Origin of the sequence: Aquimarina sp. 2-A2 (genome assembly GCF_045505135.1) — a bacterium.
Classification (GTDB): domain Bacteria; phylum Bacteroidota; class Bacteroidia; order Flavobacteriales; family Flavobacteriaceae; genus Aquimarina; species Aquimarina intermedia.
This window is the reverse complement of the sequence record NZ_JBJKFI010000003.1, coordinates 411,253-429,867: the sequence shown is the minus strand read 5'-3', so window position 1 is coordinate 429,867 and position 18,615 is coordinate 411,253. Positions and strand designations below refer to the sequence as shown.

Genomic DNA, 18,615 nt, shown 5'->3' with positions numbered 1-18,615 from the left:
AAGGCCTTATGTCCTTATAGAAATATGATGTATTTGAGACTTAAAAAATAATTTTTTTTAATATAAAATAGTACTTTCGTATCCTTAAAATATCATGTAATGAAGAATTCAGATTTATTAGAAATCGCAGCACAATTTGGGAGTCCGGTTTATGTATATGATTCCGAAAAAATTTCTACACAGTACCACAGATTATCAAGCGCCTTCAAGAAGGTTAAACAGGTAAAATTCAATTATGCGGTAAAGGCTCTTTCTAATGTTTCGATTCTTAAGATAATGAAGTCTTTGGGAGCAGGTCTGGATACAGTTTCTGTTCAAGAAGTTCGATTGGGATTGCATGCAGGCTTCGCTCCGGAAAACATCATCTATACTCCTAATGGTGTATCGCTTGAAGAGATCGAACGGGTTTCAAAAATGGGTGTACAAATAAATATTGATAATCTTTCAATATTAGAACAATTCGGTACAAAATATCCAAACGTTCCTGTTTGTATCCGAATTAATCCACACGTCATGGCCGGGGGTAATAGTAACATATCTGTTGGTCACATTGATAGTAAATTTGGAATTTCAGTACATCAAATTCCCCACGTTTTGAGGATAGTTGAGAATACAGAAATGAATATTAACGGAGTTCATATGCATACAGGAAGTGATATTCTGGATATTGAAGTATTCTTATATGCAAGCGAAATATTATTTGATACTGCAAAACATTTTAAGAACCTTGAATTTATTGATTTTGGTAGTGGTTTCAAAGTACCTTATAAGCCTAATGATATAGAAACTAATATTGAAGAGTTAGGCGAGAAGCTTACAAAACGTTTTAATTCGTTTTGCAAAGAATATGGTAAAGACTTAACCCTAGGATTCGAACCCGGTAAGTTTTTAGTCAGTGAAGCAGGTAATTTCCTAACAAAGGTTAATGTGGTAAAACAGACAACTTCTACGGTGTTTGCCGGTGTTGACAGTGGTTTTAACCACCTTATCAGACCAATGTTATATAACTCACACCACGAAATTATAAATATTAACAATCCAGAGGGAAAAGAACGCTTTTACTCTGTGGTTGGCTACATTTGTGAGACTGATACATTTGCTACTAACCGAAGAATCTCTGAAATAAAAGAAGGTGATATTTTGGCGTTTAAAAATGCAGGTGCCTATTGTTTCTCTATGGCAAGTAACTATAACTCTAGATATAGACCGGCAGAAGTTTTATGGCATGAAGGTAGCGCGCATTTAATTCGTAAAAGAGAAAATTTTGAAGACCTATTGCATAATCAGGTGGAAATAGAAATCAATTCTGAAGCAGTTCCCGCAAATTAAAATAGAAAGCGCTATTAATAAAAACTGTAACTGCTCAATAGGTGGTTACAGTTTTTTTTTACTAAAAAATCTCCGAGCAGAAAACCGGAAACTATTACTCACATTTTTCTAATATTTCTTACTAGATACTCCAAACCATTTAATTTTAATTCATAAATAGTTTGTAGTTGTTTCCCTAAAGTTCCTTGAGGAAACCCCTTATTATGGTACCAAACGATGTAGTATTCAGGTAAGTCGATCAGATAATAATCCTTGAATTTGCCAAAAGGCATTTTGGCAGTTGACAACTTTACTAAAAAAGCTTTTTGCGCATCAGTATTCATTCTTTAAACGCACTTTTATTTAGCAAAACCATCATAGTATTGAATCAAGCGATTCACTTTCTCTTCCCATTTTTTCTGACTCTCTTTATTGCGAGAGTGATCGGTTTCAATATCATATTGCTCCTGCATGTTTGTTCGCATACGCTCAACAAGTTTATACATCTTGTTTAAGTCACGCCGAATATTCTTACCTGGCTTATATTCTTTGAGACGTTTTCGCATAATTCGTGCATGCAATTCAGAAATATCAAAATGAAGTTGCTCATGTGCTAATAGGTAATCAGTCATTTGTCCTTTTTTTACCCAGGAAAGTAAGGGATAGCAAAAACTGTCAACATCATACTTAAGCTCTATCGCTTCTTTGTCCTTACTATACGACCATTGATAGGTGATACCTGTATTTACACTCGCATCAAAATCATTATCAAGTCTTGGGTCTCCGCGAAAATCTGACCAGTCTAAAATGCTTTTTTCGGTATAAGAAAATCTTTCAACATAACCATCATTAAAAAAAAATAAGGATAAAAGTATAGTAAAAAATTTACTCATAATTATAAAATTATGCCCTTCATTATCATTCAATACCATCAATAACAATCGGACAATACGGGGCAAAGTATTGCGTGTTACTGTGATAATTTACATCTAAATTAGTAAAAAACTATTGTCTATATTCCAACAATTTACTCATTAAATGACAATAATTAAATTTAATTCAACAAAACCAATTTTCATACCATAATAACAAAATTTATTCAAATCACAATTAAATCCGATTAAAATTTAGTTCGCTTACGTATTAAATCGTTGAACCACAAAAATGTAACTTTTATTTCAGTTATTAAAATAATTTTTTTGAATAACTATATAAAAATATATGCTTCAACTTTTACATTCTAATCAACCGCAGTTAATTTTAAATTTTCATCAAATCGAATCAAGTATAAAGCTTTATTATAATATCCGCCAGAAACTTTTTTAGCATAATTGAACTTATTTTCAATATACTCTGTAGTCCCTTCATAGGTAGCAGCCTGATATACATTATCGGCAGTTCCTAATCGCATCAAAATATCGTAGGTAATATCATATCCGCGTACTGCATACTTATTAGGTGCAACCCCATACTTCTTCTTATAACGCTCTACAAAAGGTATTCGTGAAATTGAACTATCCTCGTACTCTTTATCAATGGAAGGAAAATGCAAATGCAAGTTTGATAAATGCATATTGTTTACACTATCATTCTCAAAGGCATTATTTTTATCTGTTGTGAATAAAGTAACGTCGTGACTCTCAGCTTTGGCATTAAGTAGAGGGGTTACATTACTAATCATCGCAATATCATCAGATTCTAAGAACACCCAGTTAGGCTTCCCTTCAACCAAAACTTTTTCCAAATCTGGTCGTAGCAGAAAATTACCTTCTTGAATTTTAGCAATTTTAGCTTGTGGAAAGGCTTTTATCAACTTTTCTTTAACTGCTTCAAAACGTTTTCCTTCTTGAATCACAAGAATAATATTCTTCTCCGTTGAGTCATTTTGCACATACGATATCACCTTCTCCTGAAGCATTATGTCTGAGGGACGTGTCTGAAAAAAATTTCCATACAGCTTGGATTCCTTTTTTGATATAGGAGAAAATACAGGAACATCGTATTGTTTTAACTCTTGAGCTACCAACTCTACATTGGCCTGATATAGAGGTCCGATAACCGCATTCATTTCATTGAAATTATTATCTCTAATAATCTTTTTGAGATGCACAGGGTTATTATTCATTTTTGTATCAAAAACATCAAGTTCTATGGTGATTCCTTTTTCCTTAGCAGAATCTACAGCAACCAAAACACCACTATAAAAGTCCAAGGCAACCCTAGCTCCACGTTTTGCTCTTAAAAAGTCTTCAGTATCCTGACGCTGTTCCATATTGAGCGAGTCAAGACTAAAAGGCAACATTACGGCTACTTTTTTAGGCGTAAAATTATATAACTTCCGTTCCAAATTTATTGATTTTCCTTCTGCAAAATCAAACGCAAGCGAGTCCTTCACCTTAGACTTAGGAATAGTAATAACCATTCCTGCTTTTAATCCTTCCTTTATATAGGGATTAATTGCTAATAAAGAATCAGAAGAGATATCTAATCTTCGAACCAGCGAAAACATCGTTTCTTTAGGTTTGATTTCGTACAATTCAAAACCAGATTCCAATAGCTCTTCATATCCAACAAACACTGTACTAGGCACTACAATTTGCATCCCTATCGGAAAATCGGGATTCATAGTAGGATTGAGTCGTTCTAATTCACTGATAGTTATTCCATGCTTGCGTGCTATACCGAATTTTGTGTCTTTTGGTTGTATAGTATAATTAGTAGTGGTTGAAACTCTAGCACTAATACTATCTTTGGCGGTAGAAATTGCCACACCTGTCTCATACACAGGAATTCGTAATTTATCACGTTTTCTTATTTCTTCGGAATATAACCGTTTGTTATGTTTTTTAATTTCGTCAACTGTAACATCATATGCTTTCGCAATACCATACAAAGTTTCTTTACGCTGAACCTTATGTGTTTTGAAGCTCACAATTTTACGCTCCGGCACAGCCTTTAAACTATCCAAAACAGCTAATTTTCCTTGGGGATCCTTAGCGTCAACTGCTGTAGCTGCTTTTTTTGCTAGCTTACCTACTTTTAATATTTCACCCAAATTAATACCATTACGCGCTTCGGGATTATAAATATACACCTCTGCAGTAGTGATACCGTAGCGTTTTGCAATATTGTATACAGTATCTCCTTCACCAACCACATGAGTTTTGAATTCTTGATCATTGGTTACAGGAATTGCCAGAATTTGACCTTCTTTGATTCCATCCTTAGCAGTAGGATTAATTCGGTAAATAGCTTCAGAAGTTGTATTATACCGCTTTGCAATCCTGAAAACATTTTCCCCCTTAGCTACTTTATGACTTTTATACTGCTGTGCATATGTCGTAAACATAAAGCAAAAAAAAGCACAGAAAAACAATATTTTTTTCATACCCATACGTTGTATTAATTCATTTTTAATCTTACCCCAGCTCCAGCATACATCATACTATTTAGCCTTTTTACTCCCATTCAATAGTAGCAGGTGGTTTTGAGCTAATATCATACACTACTCTATTAACGCCTTTTACTCTATTTATTATCTCATTTGAGGTCTTTTGCAAAAATTCATATGGCAAATTAACCCAATCTGCAGTCATACCATCCGTACTTTCTACAGCTCTAAGAGCTACACAGTTTTCATAAGTCCGTTCATCTCCCATAACGCCCACTGTGTTCACAGGTAACAATATTGCACCTGCTTGCCAGACTTTATCATACAGCCCATGTGCTCTCAAACCATTAATAAATATAGCATCTACTTCCTGTAAAACACGCACTTTTTCTGGCGTTATATCTCCCAGAATTCGTATTGCCAAGCCTGGTCCTGGGAAAGGGTGTCTCCCTAATAACAAGGGATCAATCCCCATAGAAGCCCCAACACGTCGTACTTCATCTTTAAATAACATACGTAGCGGTTCCACTACTTTCAGTTTCATGAAATCAGGAAGCCCTCCGACATTATGATGCGATTTAATGGTAACTGAGGGTCCGTTAACAGATACTGATTCTATTACATCAGGATAAATTGTCCCTTGTCCTAACCATTTTGCATCCTCAATTTGATGTGACTCATCATCAAAAACTTCGATAAACGAATTACCGATCGTCTTTCTTTTTTCTTCGGGATCACTCTTTCCTGCTAACGCATCCAAAAAGCGTGCCGAAGCATCCACTCCTTTTACATTGAGACCCATCCCTTCATATTGCTTAAGCACTGAAGAGAACTCATCTTTACGGAGTAGTCCGTTATTAACAAAAATACAATGTAGATTACTTCCTATTGCCTTATGAAGTAAGATTGCCGCTACCGTAGAATCAACTCCGCCGCTGAGACCTAACACTACTTTTTCGTTTCCAATCTTTTCTTTTAACTCTGCCACCGTAGTTTCGACAAAAGCATCAGGTGTCCAATCAGGTGTTACACCTGCAATTTTAATTAAAAAATTATCCAGAAACTGTTTTCCGTCTGTAGAGTGGTAAACTTCTGGATGAAATTGTATAGCATAAGTCTGTTCACCTTCGATTTTATAAGCAGCATTTGCTACATCGGTAGTTGATGCCAAACGCACTCCATTTTCGGGCAAATCCTTGATGGTATCACTATGACTCATCCATACTTGTGAACCATCTTTTACACCTTCAAAGAATACATCATCTTTTGCCAGAATTGAAAGATTCGCTCTCCCATATTCTCTAGTTGCCGATGGCGCTACTTGTCCTCCATGAAAATGGGCTAGATATTGTGCTCCATAACAAATTGCCAATAAAGGAAGTTTACCTCTTATTTTTGACAACTCAGGGTGCGGTGCATCTTCTGCTCGTACTGAGAAAGGAGATCCTGATAAAATTACGGCTTTAAACTCGGAAACATTATCCGGTAGCTTATGATACGGGTGGATTTCACAATAGATATTTAACTCTCTAACTCGTCTAGCGATTAACTGAGTATACTGTGATCCAAAATCTAAAATGAGTACGTTGTTTTGCATAGGCAAAAATAAAATTAAATTGAGAACCTCGAAATCCTAAATGATTTAATTTTTCAGTTCGTTAATATTTTTATAAACATACCCTATATAGCCCTATAAAACCGCTATGCTTACTACCTTTATATAAAAAAGATGCTTTTCAAAAAAAGTAAAAAGTTCCTTATTGTTTCTTTGTGTACGCTAACTTTAGGTAGCTGTATAAGTGAGAAGAATATTCTTAACAGGGTGATTCCACAAAGTTTAAATACCACCTCCTTTCTTTCCATACCTATTGACTCAACTAATACAACCGGAGTCCTACAAACCAATGATGGTAGATCAGACTGGAAATTTAATTTAAAAACACCTTTGCTGGAACCTGATAAACAATATCCGTTATTTATATTATTACATGGCGGAGTTGCCAGTAAGAACTATTTAAAATTTAGCAATTGTTTAGTAGCTCCGGCTTTAAATAGCATGAACGGTTTTATTTTTAGTCCTTCCGGAGCATGGAGAACCTGGAGTATGTCATATTTAGAAAAACGGATTGATGATTTTATCATCTTGGCCAAAAAGCACTGGCCTATCGATCCGCAAAAAATTGTTTTAATTGGTTACAGCAATGGCGCTATGGCAGGCTGGGAACGCGCACAACAATTAAATCAACCATTCTCTGCCTATATACTTATGGGATCTGACGGAAAATCCGAACAAATCATTACCACACCAACCTATGTGATTCAAGGTACGGACGATCATTTTTTTTCATTTAAAAAAGTAGAGAAGAGAATACATAAAGCTAAACTTGAAGGCTCCAATCTTACGTTAAAAAAAGCTCCAAATAAAACTCATATAAAAGCTTGTGACTATGTAACAGAATTGAAATCAGCAGGAAAATGGCTGGAAGAATCGGTATGGAATTGATTTATCTCATAGTTCCATCATGTAATTATAATTATTTTAGACTTAATTAAAGGCCTTCAGAATATGACAGATTTAATATTTCACTCACTACACAATGATTTAAAAACGGCAACAAAACAGAACGGTCATCCTTTTCGGTACTTTACCCTGGCTACCAATGACTCTCAAAACATTCCGCATCTACGTACCGTGGTTTTACGCGACCTCGATGCTGATTTGAATTTTTACGTCTACACGGATAAACGTTCTGAAAAAATAAATCATATTAAAAAAAATAAAAAAGTAAGTCTTCTTTTTCTTGATCAAAATCGTTTGATACAGTTATCTGTCGTGGCGTCTGCTCAAATGATAACCGATCCTTACACGATTAATAGGATATGGAAACAAATCCCCGATCGGTCCAAACAAGATTATACTACACAACAAGCTCCCGGAGATACGCTAACAAATCCTGATGATGTCGATTATCTGGAAGGAAAACATTTTTTTACTGCTCTAAAAATTACACCAATACAAATTGAATATTTACGTTTGAAACGCCCAAATCATATTCGTATTCAATTTCAGTCAAGTAATAAAAACTGGAAGGGCACCTTTATCACCCCTTGATAGAAAACATTCTACTATTTTGTAGTAATGATATCAAATTTCAAACTTAGAGGATCCAACGTTTGCAGAAGCAGGTCAATAAGTTCTTCTCCGTATTCTAAATAAAATTCAGAAAAATTTGCGGTTCTTTCTTGTAAACTTTGCTGCGGAAAAAGATCATTTTGTAGCTTAGTTACACGCTTTACATGATCTTTTAATTTTAGTCGCTGTGCTTTTAGTAAACGTCTTTCTAATGTATCTAAACCTTTTAATTGCTTCACCTCCTGAGCTTTCACAGCATTTAGGAAGGAAGCATCCGTCTGCGCAGCTAATTCATACAAATTCAAAAATTGATTCTTAAGATGATTTCGTTGCGATGTGAAGTCAATTTCGATATTTGATACCTGTCGGACTTTTTTATTAATTAATTCATGAGATTTCAAAAACAAATCTTTATCTGAAATATTCAGTTTAGCTTGTTTATCCGCTTGTTTTTGATTTTTTAGCAGTACGGAATTTCTTAACAAAAGTATTGGAAATGGAATATCTACTGCCTTAAAATAAGCTTTCAACTCCAACCAATAGGCTAATTCTCCTCCTCCACCGATATAAGATAGGTTAGGTAAAATTACTTCCTGATATAACGGACGCATCATAACATTCGGACTAAAACGTTCAGGATACTCAGTTAGCTCTTCTAAAATTTCGCTCTCGCTCCATTCTATAGCTGTATCATTGACAAAATATCTCCCTTCCCTTTTGATGATACGTTCCCTTAATCCTTGATCCAGATAGAAAAGATTAATTTCTCTGGGGTTTACTTGTACAGGATACCCTAAATCTTCCAATGCATTTGCCGAAGGCAGAATTGTTTTGTGACTTATTTGATTGAGAAGTTCCTCTTTAACAAACGGAACAAAAAGTTGTTTTAAACTTTTATCATCACCATCAACTATTACTAGACCCGAATCTCCGAATAAAGCATTAGCCAAATAACGTGTAGCATCTGTTAAGGTACTATGTTCCAAATACGCTTCAGCAAACAAGGATTTTAATTTTTCTGCGTTGTCACCCAGTCCTACCTCAGCTGAGAATATTTCCAAAACCTTATCAAGCCCTTTTGTGTCTAACTTCCCAACGGCTCCCCCAGACTGCTTATTCCACCGTAATTTTTTACCTTTAAAATTGAAAAAATTAATTTCGTCAAAATCATGATCTTCTGTGGCCATCCAATACACCGGAATAAAATCCTGATGTGGATACGCTGCTTTTAATTGTTTTGCCAAATTAATCGCCGAGACAATTTTATATAAGAAATATAAGGGTCCGGTAAAAAGGTTGAGTTGATGTCCTGTGGTAACTGTAAAAGTTGTGTCCTTGAGTAAAAGCTGGATGTTGTGTTCTGTAACCTTTGATATTTGAGTCCTTGTGTACTGTTTCTCCAACGCTGTAACTAAGGTCGCTCTTGTAGATTTTGAAAAACTTTGTTGCTTCTCGTCAATTTGCTCAGAAAACTGATTGATTTCAGGATACCGATTATAAAATGATTTCAACTCACTTTTTTGATCCAAATAATCCTGAATTAGGGAAGAAAAATAACCCGTATCACTAAATGGAATACAGTCACTAGGCATACATATTTTTTTGATGCTAAGATACATCAGATTGTTAACTCAAATCTTAATTTTACGTTAATACCATAAATCAGAAGACCCTCTTCACGGGTGATACACTGTATAATTCCTCTAGCAAACACGTAAACATACTATGAAGTGTAAAAATTATCCATAAATTTAGGGCTTTAATCAAGAAATTAATCTTTTAAATCAATGAAGCAAACATTTTTCATCTTACTTCTTATAACCTCAGCAGGCTTAACATCTGCACAAACTATCATTCCATCCCCAGAGAAGTTTCTTGGCTACCAAATTGGTGAACAATTTACACGACATGCTGATGTTGTACGCTATTTTGAGACAGTCGCAGATGCTTCAGACATGGTAACATACTCGACTTATGGTAAAACCAATGAACGAAGACCTCTAACTTACGCTGTTATTTCTTCCGAAGAAAACTTAAAAAATATTGAATCCATTCGCCATAATAATCTAAAAAATATTGATGTAGCTAAGGATTCTCCTGCTCCAGAGGTTGCAATAGTTTGGCTGAGCTATAACGTTCATGGGAACGAGGCTTCGAGTACCGAAGCTGCCATGCAAACATTGTACACCTTAATCACTGAAAAAAAAGATTGGCTGCAAAATACAGTTATTATCATGGACCCTTGTGTCAATCCTGATGGTCGTGACAGATATGTAAATTGGTATAATCAAACCAAGGCAACTCCCTATAATATTGATCAAAATGCTACAGAACATAATGAGCCTTGGCCGGGAGGACGACCTAATCATTACTTATTTGATTTAAACAGAGACTGGGCATGGGCAACACAGGTTGAAACCCAACAACGACTTAAGATATATAATCAATGGATGCCTCATATCCATGTAGATTTTCATGAACAAGGCATTAATGAACCTTATTATTTTGCTCCAGCGGCAGAACCTTTTCATGAAATTATCACTCCGTGGCAACGCGATTTTCAGACACAAATAGGAAAGAACCACGCTAATTACTTTGATAAGGAAGGCTGGCTTTATTTTACCAGAGAACGCTTTGATTTATTGTATCCCAGTTATGGTGATACCTACCCGACGTTTATGGGTGCTATTGGTATGACTTATGAGCAAGCCGGACACGGACGTGCCGGTCTAGGAATCCAAACGGACGAGGGTTACGTATTAACCCTTAAGGACAGAGCTACGCATCACACAACTACAGGCTTATCAACAATAGAGATCGCCTCTCAAAATGCAGCAAAACTTAATGAGGAGTTCAGAAACTTTTTTACTCCCTCAGCTAGCACCTATAAAAGCTATGTGTTACAAGGTAATCAAGACAAAATTAATTCGCTTATTGAACTTTTAGAAATGCATGATATTCGCTATGGATTTACCTCGGATTCATCTATCAAAGGATTTGATTTTACGACAACTAAAATGACTAATTTCAAAGCATCAAATGCGCTAATTGTAAGCACCAACCAGCCAAAAGGGGCTATGGTCACTGTGTTATTTGAACCAAAAACTAAAGTTAGTGACCCCTTAACATACGATATCACGGCTTGGGGGATTCCATATGCTTATGGATTAGACGCTATTGCTTCAAAAACACTTATCACACCAGATGCCGATCAAAACAAAAGCCAAATAACGAATACTACAAGTCCTGATGGAGCCGGATATATCGCCAAATGGAACAGTCTTAAGGATGCTGCGTTTATGGCCGATTTATTAAAGCAAGGCATTAAAGTGCGATTTAGCGAAAAGGATTTTACAAATAGTACCGAGAATTTTAAAAAGGGAAGTTTGATCATTAGTAAAAGTGATAATCGTACGATTACTAATTATGATGACATCCTTGTTCGAATAGCCAATACGCATGGTAGAAAAATTTATCCTGCAGCTTCAGGTTTTGCAAAAACAGGGGTTGATTTTGGCTCTCCAGAAGTAAAGTTAATCAATAATCAAAAAATTGCTATTTTGAAAGGAGACTATACCTCCTCTCTTAGTTATGGTGAATTATGGCATTTCTTTGAACAGACGCTTAAGTTTCCTATCACATCAATAGATACAGACTATTTTAAAAATATCGACTTGAGCACCTATGATGTTTTAATTCTTCCTAACGGTTATTATTCAAGCTATTTGAATACAAAAGCTTTAGATAAGTTAAAATCTTGGATTGCAGCTGGTGGTAAAGTTATAGCTATTGGTAATGCCGTTGCTTCCTTTGTTGATAAAGAAGGTTTTGATCTGAAGAAAAATAAACCGGATGAAAAAGACAAAGACTCTCTGGGAAATCTAATTGCTTATGACCAAAGAGAACGAGAAAGTGTTAAAAACTTTGTAACAGGAACAGTTTTTAAAACCAAGGTTGATGCTTCCCATCCAATGGCCTTTGGTTATGGTGATCATTATTTCAGTTTAAAACTTGGTGCTGACTCATACAAATTGTTACAAAAGGGGTACAATATAGCGTATATAGATACTCCAGAAGCAATCTCAGGTTTTGCCGGAGAAGATGCTCTTGATGGTTTACAAAACTCATTGGTTATCGGAGAAGCACGTATAGGTAAAGGTAATATCATTTATATGGTCGATAATCCTATGTTTAGATCCTTTTGGGAAAATGGTAAACTATTTCTGGTAAATGCTATATTTTTTACCAACTCAAATAAATTTAGAATCTAATTTTTCAATCATGAATATCAAAAAAAAAATAACCAAAAAAGCAACCTTCGGGTTAATCGTAGCATTGACCATAAGCAGTTGTGCCGAAAAAAATGAAAACGTGGAAACCGAAACGAAAAACGAAACATCCAATGTGTTGTTGCAAGAGTGGACCGGACCTTACGGCGGTGTCCCTGCCTTTGACAAGATGCGCATAGCTGATGCACAAGCGGCTATAGAAAAAGGGATGGAGCAAAGCCTCGTGGAAATTGATGCAATCGCCTCTAATCCAGCCCCACCGACTTTTGAGAATACTATCGAAGCTATGGAGAAATCGGGTAAAACACTAGATCGTGCTTTTACGTATTATGGAATATGGAGTAGCAATATGTCTTCGCCTGAATTTAGAGAGATTCAGCAAGATCTGGCTCCTAAAATCTCTGAATTTCGCTCAAAAGTATCTCAAAACGAGCAATTATTCGAACGTGTTAAAACTGTATACGAAGCCTCTTTAAAAGATTCACTTCCCGCCGACCAACAAAGAGTTGTACAACTAGTATATGAGAATTTTGCGATGGAAGGTGCTGCACTCGATGAAGAAAAAAAGAAACGCTATGCAGCGATCAATAAAGAACTATCAAAGTTATATACAGAATTTTCCAATAATGTGTTAGCTGATGAAGAAGGATATGTTACTTTATTAGAAAAAGATCAATTAGGCGGATTATCCGATGGATTGATAAAGGCCTATGCAAAAGCTGCTGAAGACCGCGGCCACACAGGTAAATATGCAATTACCAACACCCGTTCTTCTATGGATCCTTTTTTAACGTATTCTACGGAACGGGATTTACGTGAAAAAGTTTGGAAAACCTATTACTCAAGAGGAGATAATGGGGATGATCATGATAATAATGAAATTATAGCAAAAATTCTAAAACTTCGTAAAGAACGTGTTGGGTTACTTGGCTATGATAACTATGCACAGTGGAGATTACAAAATCGTATGGCAAAAACACCGGAAAACGCCATGGAATTAATGAATGCAGTTTGGCCTGCTGCCATAGCAAGGGTTAAAGAAGAGGTTAAGGACATGCAGACTGTTGCCAATTCAAGTAAAGATAATATTACTATCGAACCTTGGGATTACCGCTACTATGCAGAGAAAGTTAGAAAAAAGAAATATGATCTGGACTCTGATGAAGTAAAACAATACCTACAACTTGATAAATTAACAGAGGCTATGTTTTTTGTAGCGGGCGAGTTGTTCAACTTTAATTTTGCTCCTCTGGAGAAAGGTAAAGTACCTGTATTTCACGAAGATGTAAATGTTTGGGAGGTTACTGACAAAACCAGCGGCAAAGTAATCGGTTTATGGTATTTAGACCCCTATGCCCGACCAGGCAAACGTTCTGGAGCCTGGGCAACTACGTATAGAAGTTATACCAGTTTTGAAGGCGAAAAAACGGTACTCGCATCCAACAATTCAAACTTTGTGAAACCTGCTCCGGGAGAACCGTTACTTGTATCCTGGGATGACGCCACCACTTTTTTCCATGAATTTGGTCATGCGCTACACTTTTTTGCATCCAATGTAAAATATCCAACACTCAATAGCGGCGTACGTGATTATACAGAATTTCAATCACAATTATTAGAACGATGGTTATCTACTGATAAGGTGATCAACACTTACCTTGTTCATCAAGAAACCGGAGAGCCTATGCCAAAAGAATTGGTTCAAAAAATTAAAAACGCTTCAACCTTTAATCAGGGATTCGGTACCACAGAGTATCTGGCCTCTGCTTTAATCGATATGAAACTACATCTGGCAGATCCTGAAAACATTGATGTGGATGCGTTTGAAAGAGAAACATTAGCCGCAATGAAGATGCCTAAAGAATTGGTTATGCGTCATCGTACACCACATTTTGGTCACGTATTTTCAGGTGAAGGCTATGCTACTGCTTATTACGGCTATATGTGGGCAGATGTTTTAACTGCCGATGCTGCTGAGGCTTTTGCTGAGGCTCCAGATGGATTTTATGATAAAGAAGTAGCTGCAAAATTGGTAAACTATTTATTCGCACCCCGTAATGCCATGGATCCGGCAGAGGCGTATCGAAAATTTAGAGGTCGTGATGCTAACATCGAAGCTTTAATGCGCGATCGAGGTTTCCCGATACCTAAGAAATAATTAATTTTTAAATAATCATTGCAACTCCCCTAAGTTAAATCTTTCGGGAGTTTTTTTATTTTACTTGACTATGTAAACACCATTGAAAATCAAATTTTAATTAACTAAGAATTAAATGACTTTTTTTAATCGTAACGTTTTTGTTTGCTCTGAGACAAATACTTTCGAGAACAGTATCAATAAAAACCTTAACTTTAGGTATTACGACCAATAAATCTATTCTATGATTTCATTGAAAAAGGGGCAATATTATGGCGAGAATTATCGGAAGCTAAATTATGATACTTATATCATAACGGAAACAACCTATACGCATTCTTACGTGGATTGGCATTATCATGAAAATCCTTATTTTACTTTTTTGTTAGAAGGAAAACTATTTGAAGCTAATAAAAAGAAATCATATAATCTTGTTGCCGGTAATCTTTTGTTTCATAATTGGGATGACGCACATTATAACCAGAAATCAAAAGACTTTACAAAAGGTTTTCATATCGAGCTATCACAAGCCTGGTTAAAAGATCATGAAATTGATTTAATGCCATTGCAAGGCAGCCTGCATATTCATAATCCCGAGATCATACAAAAAATGTGTGCAATTTTAATAGAATCCAGAATTAATGACACCTTAAGTAAAACAAGTATAGATCTTTTACTAATCGACATACTAGAATTAAAAAGTAGCGAGAAGAAGGCAATCACCTCGTCTCCTGTTTGGATTGATAAGCTAACAGAAATTCTTTTGGACGCTACAACCATGGATCATACAGTTAATAGCTTAAGTACTGAACTTGGAATTCACCCTGTATATTTATCCAGAGCTTTTCATAAACATTTCGGAATGTCTTTTGGACATTACACCAGACTTTTAAAATTAAACCGTGCTATAATTCTCATGCTTACCTCAAAACATTCGATGACAGAAATTGCTTATTTAAGTGGCTTCTATGATCAGAGTCACTTTATTGGATGCTTCAAAAAATATTATCATACAACTCCTCTACAATTTCTTAAAAAAATTGAATCAGGTTACTAATTTCCTATTTTAAAATCCAAAGGTCTGGCAACTTTGTCAAAAAATAACATATGAACTATCATTTCACACTCCTATTCCTCTTTTTATCTGCAACTATAACGGCACAAACAGCATCCCAATATTCAAAGGCAGAAAAAAAAGTAAAAGATAATTACGCTCCACTACTTATCACAATGGATAGTCTTATAAAAGACAATACATTTAAAAAAATTACCAGTGTTGTGATATCATATAATAACAAAATAGTTTTTGAAAATTATTATAATGATGCTAATAAAGAAACAAAACATAACACGCGATCAGCCACAAAATCAATAACGGGAACGTTGATAGGATGCCTGATCCAACAAAACAAAATAACGTCTGAAAAAGATTTCGCCAAAAAATATAGTTCTATTCAAAACTATAGAAACCCTCATACACTTAAAGATAGTATCACAATTGAAGATCTGCTGACGATGAGCTCGATTGTAGAGTGTGATGATTGGAATCAATGGTCCAGAGGAAATGAAGAAAGAATGTATCTTATTGAAGATTGGGTACAATTTTTCTGGGATTTACCTGTGAGAGGCTTCCCTGAATGGGTTCCTAGGCCAGAGAATTCACCTTATGGAAGAAGTTTTAGTTATTGTACCGCGGGAACAGTTGCCTTAGGAGATATTATAAATAATGTGACTGGATCTTTAAAAACTTTTGCTGAAGAAAATTTATTTAGACCTCTAGATATCACTGATTATCATTGGCAAATAACTCCGACAGGCTTACCCATGACCGGTGGTGGATTGGGCTTAAAAAGTCGAGATCTTATTAAAATCGGTAAATTATACCTGAGAGATGGTCAATGGAATGGAAATCAAATTATTTCGACGGACTGGATTACGAAGTCAACTACTCCTAAGTCCAGAATAACAATGGGAAATGGTTTTGACTACGGGTACCTATGGTGGATAAGTTCCTTTAATGATGAAAAAGCTTTTTACATGACCGGCACTGGAGGCAATAAAATTGCTGTATTTCCTGATCTTGAACTGGTCGTTGTTTTGACTAGCAGCTATTTTAATGGAGGTATGGAATCTCATAATCAAACTGAGAAGCTATTAAGTGACTACATAGTTCCCGCGATTAAAGGAATAAAATAGCCACTATTTAATCTTCTTTTTTTAATAGTTACAAGCATTATATACATTTTCGTTGAGATAAGGTGTGAATCTCTTGATCAACATACTCCCATAATGTGGCAGAACTCTTTTTAATTGGCTGCAACTTATCTAATACCGTAGCTAGATCAATTTCAAACTTTGCCCAGGTACCACCATTATTACTTAGATTTTGTAACGCAGGGTGTAACCTATCGATCGCTTTTGCAAATCGAGCATCGTTGGTTTTTCCTTGCTCAAATTCTAGCCATAGATTGATAAATTCGGTAGCCTGATCTTCTGGTAATAAACTGAAAATACGTTGCGCCGCCAGCATTTCTTTTTCTGTATTGTTGTGATCTTTCTGTGTATCAAAAAGAAAGATATCACCGGCATCAATTTCTACCAAATCATGTATTAATACCATTTTTAAAACCCGTGTAACATTTACTGAGTGATCCGCATGTTCAGTCAAAATCAACGCCATCATAGCCAAATGCCAGCTGTGCTCTGCATCGTTTTCGCGTCGATCACTTTTGAATAAAGAGGATTGTCGTACGATAGTTTTCAGTTTATCAATTTCAAAAATAAAGTGTAGTTGTTGATGAAGTCTTTGATAGGACATTTTTTATAAATTTTAGACCACAAAAAAAGATATAAGAAATGCATATCTATAGGACATTTGTCCGACAGGTCATTATCTTTGTTATATGATTCGATCCAATGCGACGCTTCTCGAGTATATCAGTAAACCGACTTTTCTAAAAAAGTGGCGTACCATCACGCAAACGCGACACGAACCATCAGCCGTGATTATAGATCAACAATCCAGATCCAATTCGGTATATATTATTAAAAGAGGTATGACAAAATGCTTTTTGACCGAGGATACCGGCATTGATTTCATTCAGGAGTTTTTTGGCGCCGGTGAACTTTTTGGAGAAATAGAGTTTTTCACCCAATCCACAAATTTTTGTTCGGTAGTCACAGTAAGTGAAACAGAAGTTTTTAAATTTGAAAATAACCTCTTCAAGTTACTCTTAGATACCGATCGTCAATTTAATTCTTTAGTTATGCAGGCTTTGGCCATGAAAGTAAAATACAAAGCGATTCGGCATGCCTATAATCAATCACATCGTATCGAGGACAAAGTGTTGAGACTCAAAAAAGAATATCCCTTATTATTTGATAAACTTCAGAAAAAAGATATCGCAAATTATCTAGGTATTACTATGCGGAGTTTAAATCGCGCGTTGAATATGCTTGATACAAATTATACCATAAGTAACTCATGAATCGTACCCGAACGGCGATAAGAACAACCTATTACAGCTTAGCCACTAACCTTGTCCTAGCAGTAATCAAAGGACTTGCCGGTTTCTTTGGTAATTCATACGCTTTAATTGCTGATGCCATCGAATCTACAACCGATGTCTTTTCATCCCTGCTTGTATTGTTCGGTTTAACCTATGCCAAACGACCTGCTGACAAAAATCACCCCTATGGACATGGTAAAATTGAACCTTTAATCACCTTTATAGTCGTTGCATTCTTAGTCACTTCTGCTACCGTCATAGCCTACGAGAGTATTCAAAACATCCAAACGCCACATAAACTCCCACAGCCATGGACACTTTTTGTATTAGGAGCTATTATTATGTGGAAAGAGCTCTCGTATCGTATTGTTATCAAAAAAAGCAAGCAAACTCATAGTTCCGTTTTAAAAGCAGAAGCCTGGCACCATCGCAGTGATGCTATTACCTCAATTACGGCATTTATAGGAATCAGTATTGCTTTATTTTTAGGAAAAGGATTTGAAACCGCCGATGATTGGGCGGCTTTATTTGCGTCAGGGTTTATTTTATATAACAGTTATCTGATTTTTAGACCTGCTTTGGGCGAAATAATGGACGAACATCGCTATGATGATTTAATGCTTCAAATTAGAAAGATCTCTCTTGAAGTTGAAGGTATTAAAGGCACCGAGAAATGTTATATTCGGAAGGCAGGAATGTATTACCATATTGATCTGCACGCGCGAGTAGACGGAAATATATCGGTAACCGAAGGCCACGACTTGGCTCATCAACTACAAGACAGGTTAAAGCAAAAGGTTTCGGGAATAGGCCATGTACTTATTCATATTGAACCGTATACTGCATAA

The 18,615-nt window shown here is 35.8% G+C and carries 15 protein-coding genes; 9 read left to right on the top strand and 6 right to left on the bottom strand.

The genetic code is table 11. The features are described 5' to 3' along the window. Positions 1–99: 99 nt before the first annotated feature. On the top strand, positions 100–1,329 hold the full coding sequence (lysA, locus tag ACJRPK_RS10345) for a diaminopimelate decarboxylase (protein ID WP_407139829.1): 1,230 nt from the start codon (positions 100–102) through the stop codon (positions 1,327–1,329). A gap of 98 nt (positions 1,330–1,427) precedes the next feature. Here lysA and ACJRPK_RS10340 read toward each other — a convergent pair whose 3' ends face one another. The 4 genes from ACJRPK_RS10340 to guaA all read right to left on the bottom strand — a co-directional run bounded on the left by ACJRPK_RS10340 (position 1,428) and on the right by guaA (position 6,296). Continuing rightward, the gene (locus ACJRPK_RS10340) at positions 1,428–1,652 is read right to left on the bottom strand and encodes a DUF3820 family protein (protein ID WP_148783657.1); all 225 of its coding nucleotides are present in this window, start codon (positions 1,650–1,652) and stop codon (positions 1,428–1,430) included. A 15-nt stretch (positions 1,653–1,667) separates the two neighbouring features. Then, positions 1,668–2,201: a hypothetical protein gene (locus tag ACJRPK_RS10335; protein WP_407139828.1), complete on the bottom strand. Its 534-nt coding sequence runs from the start codon at positions 2,199–2,201 to the stop codon at positions 1,668–1,670. Between the two features lie 347 nt (positions 2,202–2,548). Further along, positions 2,549–4,696 (bottom strand): LysM peptidoglycan-binding domain-containing protein, encoded by a 2,148-nt coding sequence (locus tag ACJRPK_RS10330; protein ID WP_407139827.1) that lies wholly within the window; start codon positions 4,694–4,696, stop codon positions 2,549–2,551. A 70-nt stretch (positions 4,697–4,766) separates the two neighbouring features. After that, positions 4,767–6,296: a glutamine-hydrolyzing GMP synthase gene (guaA, locus tag ACJRPK_RS10325; protein ID WP_407139826.1), complete on the bottom strand. Its 1,530-nt coding sequence runs from the start codon at positions 6,294–6,296 to the stop codon at positions 4,767–4,769. A 132-nt stretch (positions 6,297–6,428) separates the two neighbouring features. Between guaA and ACJRPK_RS10320 the strand changes: the two genes are divergently transcribed. Both ACJRPK_RS10320 and ACJRPK_RS10315 read left to right on the top strand, forming a co-directional pair. Beyond that, positions 6,429–7,202 (top strand): dienelactone hydrolase family protein, encoded by a 774-nt coding sequence (locus tag ACJRPK_RS10320; protein WP_407139825.1) that lies wholly within the window; start codon positions 6,429–6,431, stop codon positions 7,200–7,202. 63 nt (positions 7,203–7,265) lie between these two features. Next, positions 7,266–7,811 (top strand): pyridoxamine 5'-phosphate oxidase family protein, encoded by a 546-nt coding sequence (locus ACJRPK_RS10315; protein ID WP_407139824.1) that lies wholly within the window; start codon positions 7,266–7,268, stop codon positions 7,809–7,811. A 14-nt stretch (positions 7,812–7,825) separates the two neighbouring features. Here ACJRPK_RS10315 and bshC read toward each other — a convergent pair whose 3' ends face one another. Continuing rightward, entirely contained in the window at positions 7,826–9,424 is a 1,599-nt protein-coding gene (gene bshC, locus ACJRPK_RS10310) for a bacillithiol biosynthesis cysteine-adding enzyme BshC (protein ID WP_407139823.1), read from the bottom strand. A gap of 195 nt (positions 9,425–9,619) precedes the next feature. Between bshC and ACJRPK_RS10305 the strand changes: the two genes are divergently transcribed. The 4 genes from ACJRPK_RS10305 to ACJRPK_RS10290 all read left to right on the top strand — a co-directional run bounded on the left by ACJRPK_RS10305 (position 9,620) and on the right by ACJRPK_RS10290 (position 16,454). After that, positions 9,620–12,103, top strand: a complete 2,484-nt coding sequence (locus ACJRPK_RS10305) for a M14 family metallopeptidase (RefSeq protein ID WP_407139822.1) — start codon at positions 9,620–9,622, stop codon at positions 12,101–12,103. A 10-nt stretch (positions 12,104–12,113) separates the two neighbouring features. Then, positions 12,114–14,279 (top strand): M3 family metallopeptidase, encoded by a 2,166-nt coding sequence (locus ACJRPK_RS10300; protein ID WP_407139821.1) that lies wholly within the window; start codon positions 12,114–12,116, stop codon positions 14,277–14,279. 223 nt (positions 14,280–14,502) lie between these two features. Further along, positions 14,503–15,315 (top strand): helix-turn-helix domain-containing protein, encoded by an 813-nt coding sequence (locus ACJRPK_RS10295; protein ID WP_407139820.1) that lies wholly within the window; start codon positions 14,503–14,505, stop codon positions 15,313–15,315. A 50-nt stretch (positions 15,316–15,365) separates the two neighbouring features. Beyond that, positions 15,366–16,454, top strand: coding sequence for a serine hydrolase domain-containing protein (locus ACJRPK_RS10290; protein ID WP_407139819.1), 1,089 nt, complete (start codon positions 15,366–15,368; stop codon positions 16,452–16,454). Positions 16,455–16,491: 37 nt separating this feature from the next. On the opposite strand, the gene ACJRPK_RS10285 is transcribed toward ACJRPK_RS10290, so the two are convergent. Beyond that, positions 16,492–17,076, bottom strand: coding sequence for an HD family hydrolase (locus ACJRPK_RS10285; protein ID WP_407139818.1), 585 nt, complete (start codon positions 17,074–17,076; stop codon positions 16,492–16,494). An 85-nt stretch (positions 17,077–17,161) separates the two neighbouring features. Here ACJRPK_RS10285 and ACJRPK_RS10280 point away from each other — a divergent pair, with 85 nt between their 5' ends. Continuing rightward, a complete protein-coding gene (locus ACJRPK_RS10280; RefSeq protein ID WP_407139817.1) occupies positions 17,162–17,746 on the top strand; it encodes a Crp/Fnr family transcriptional regulator in 585 nt (194 codons plus the stop codon). Beyond that, positions 17,743–18,615, top strand: a complete 873-nt coding sequence (locus ACJRPK_RS10275; protein ID WP_407139816.1) for a cation diffusion facilitator family transporter — start codon at positions 17,743–17,745, stop codon at positions 18,613–18,615. Before ACJRPK_RS10280 ends, ACJRPK_RS10275 begins: the two co-directional genes overlap by 4 nt.

What these genes read in the sequence shown, in the direction of transcription:
- lysA (WP_407139829.1), top strand. Translation starts at nt 100, where the DNA reads ATGAAGAATTCAGATTTATTAGAAATCGCAGCACAATTTGGGAGTCCG.
- ACJRPK_RS10280 (WP_407139817.1), top strand. Translation starts at nt 17,162, where the DNA reads ATGATTCGATCCAATGCGACGCTTCTCGAGTATATCAGTAAACCGACT.
- ACJRPK_RS10330 (WP_407139827.1), bottom strand. Translation starts at nt 4,696, where the DNA reads ATGAAAAAAATATTGTTTTTCTGTGCTTTTTTTTGCTTTATGTTTACG.
- ACJRPK_RS10305 (WP_407139822.1), top strand. Translation starts at nt 9,620, where the DNA reads ATGAAGCAAACATTTTTCATCTTACTTCTTATAACCTCAGCAGGCTTA.
- ACJRPK_RS10285 (WP_407139818.1), bottom strand. Translation starts at nt 17,076, where the DNA reads ATGTCCTATCAAAGACTTCATCAACAACTACACTTTATTTTTGAAATT.
- ACJRPK_RS10300 (WP_407139821.1), top strand. Translation starts at nt 12,114, where the DNA reads ATGAATATCAAAAAAAAAATAACCAAAAAAGCAACCTTCGGGTTAATC.
- bshC (WP_407139823.1), bottom strand. Translation starts at nt 9,424, where the DNA reads ATGCCTAGTGACTGTATTCCATTTAGTGATACGGGTTATTTTTCTTCC.
- ACJRPK_RS10340 (WP_148783657.1), bottom strand. Translation starts at nt 1,652, where the DNA reads ATGAATACTGATGCGCAAAAAGCTTTTTTAGTAAAGTTGTCAACTGCC.
- ACJRPK_RS10295 (WP_407139820.1), top strand. Translation starts at nt 14,503, where the DNA reads ATGATTTCATTGAAAAAGGGGCAATATTATGGCGAGAATTATCGGAAG.
- ACJRPK_RS10315 (WP_407139824.1), top strand. Translation starts at nt 7,266, where the DNA reads ATGACAGATTTAATATTTCACTCACTACACAATGATTTAAAAACGGCA.
- guaA (WP_407139826.1), bottom strand. Translation starts at nt 6,296, where the DNA reads ATGCAAAACAACGTACTCATTTTAGATTTTGGATCACAGTATACTCAG.
- ACJRPK_RS10320 (WP_407139825.1), top strand. Translation starts at nt 6,429, where the DNA reads ATGCTTTTCAAAAAAAGTAAAAAGTTCCTTATTGTTTCTTTGTGTACG.
- ACJRPK_RS10275 (WP_407139816.1), top strand. Translation starts at nt 17,743, where the DNA reads ATGAATCGTACCCGAACGGCGATAAGAACAACCTATTACAGCTTAGCC.
- ACJRPK_RS10290 (WP_407139819.1), top strand. Translation starts at nt 15,366, where the DNA reads ATGAACTATCATTTCACACTCCTATTCCTCTTTTTATCTGCAACTATA.
- ACJRPK_RS10335 (WP_407139828.1), bottom strand. Translation starts at nt 2,201, where the DNA reads ATGAGTAAATTTTTTACTATACTTTTATCCTTATTTTTTTTTAATGAT.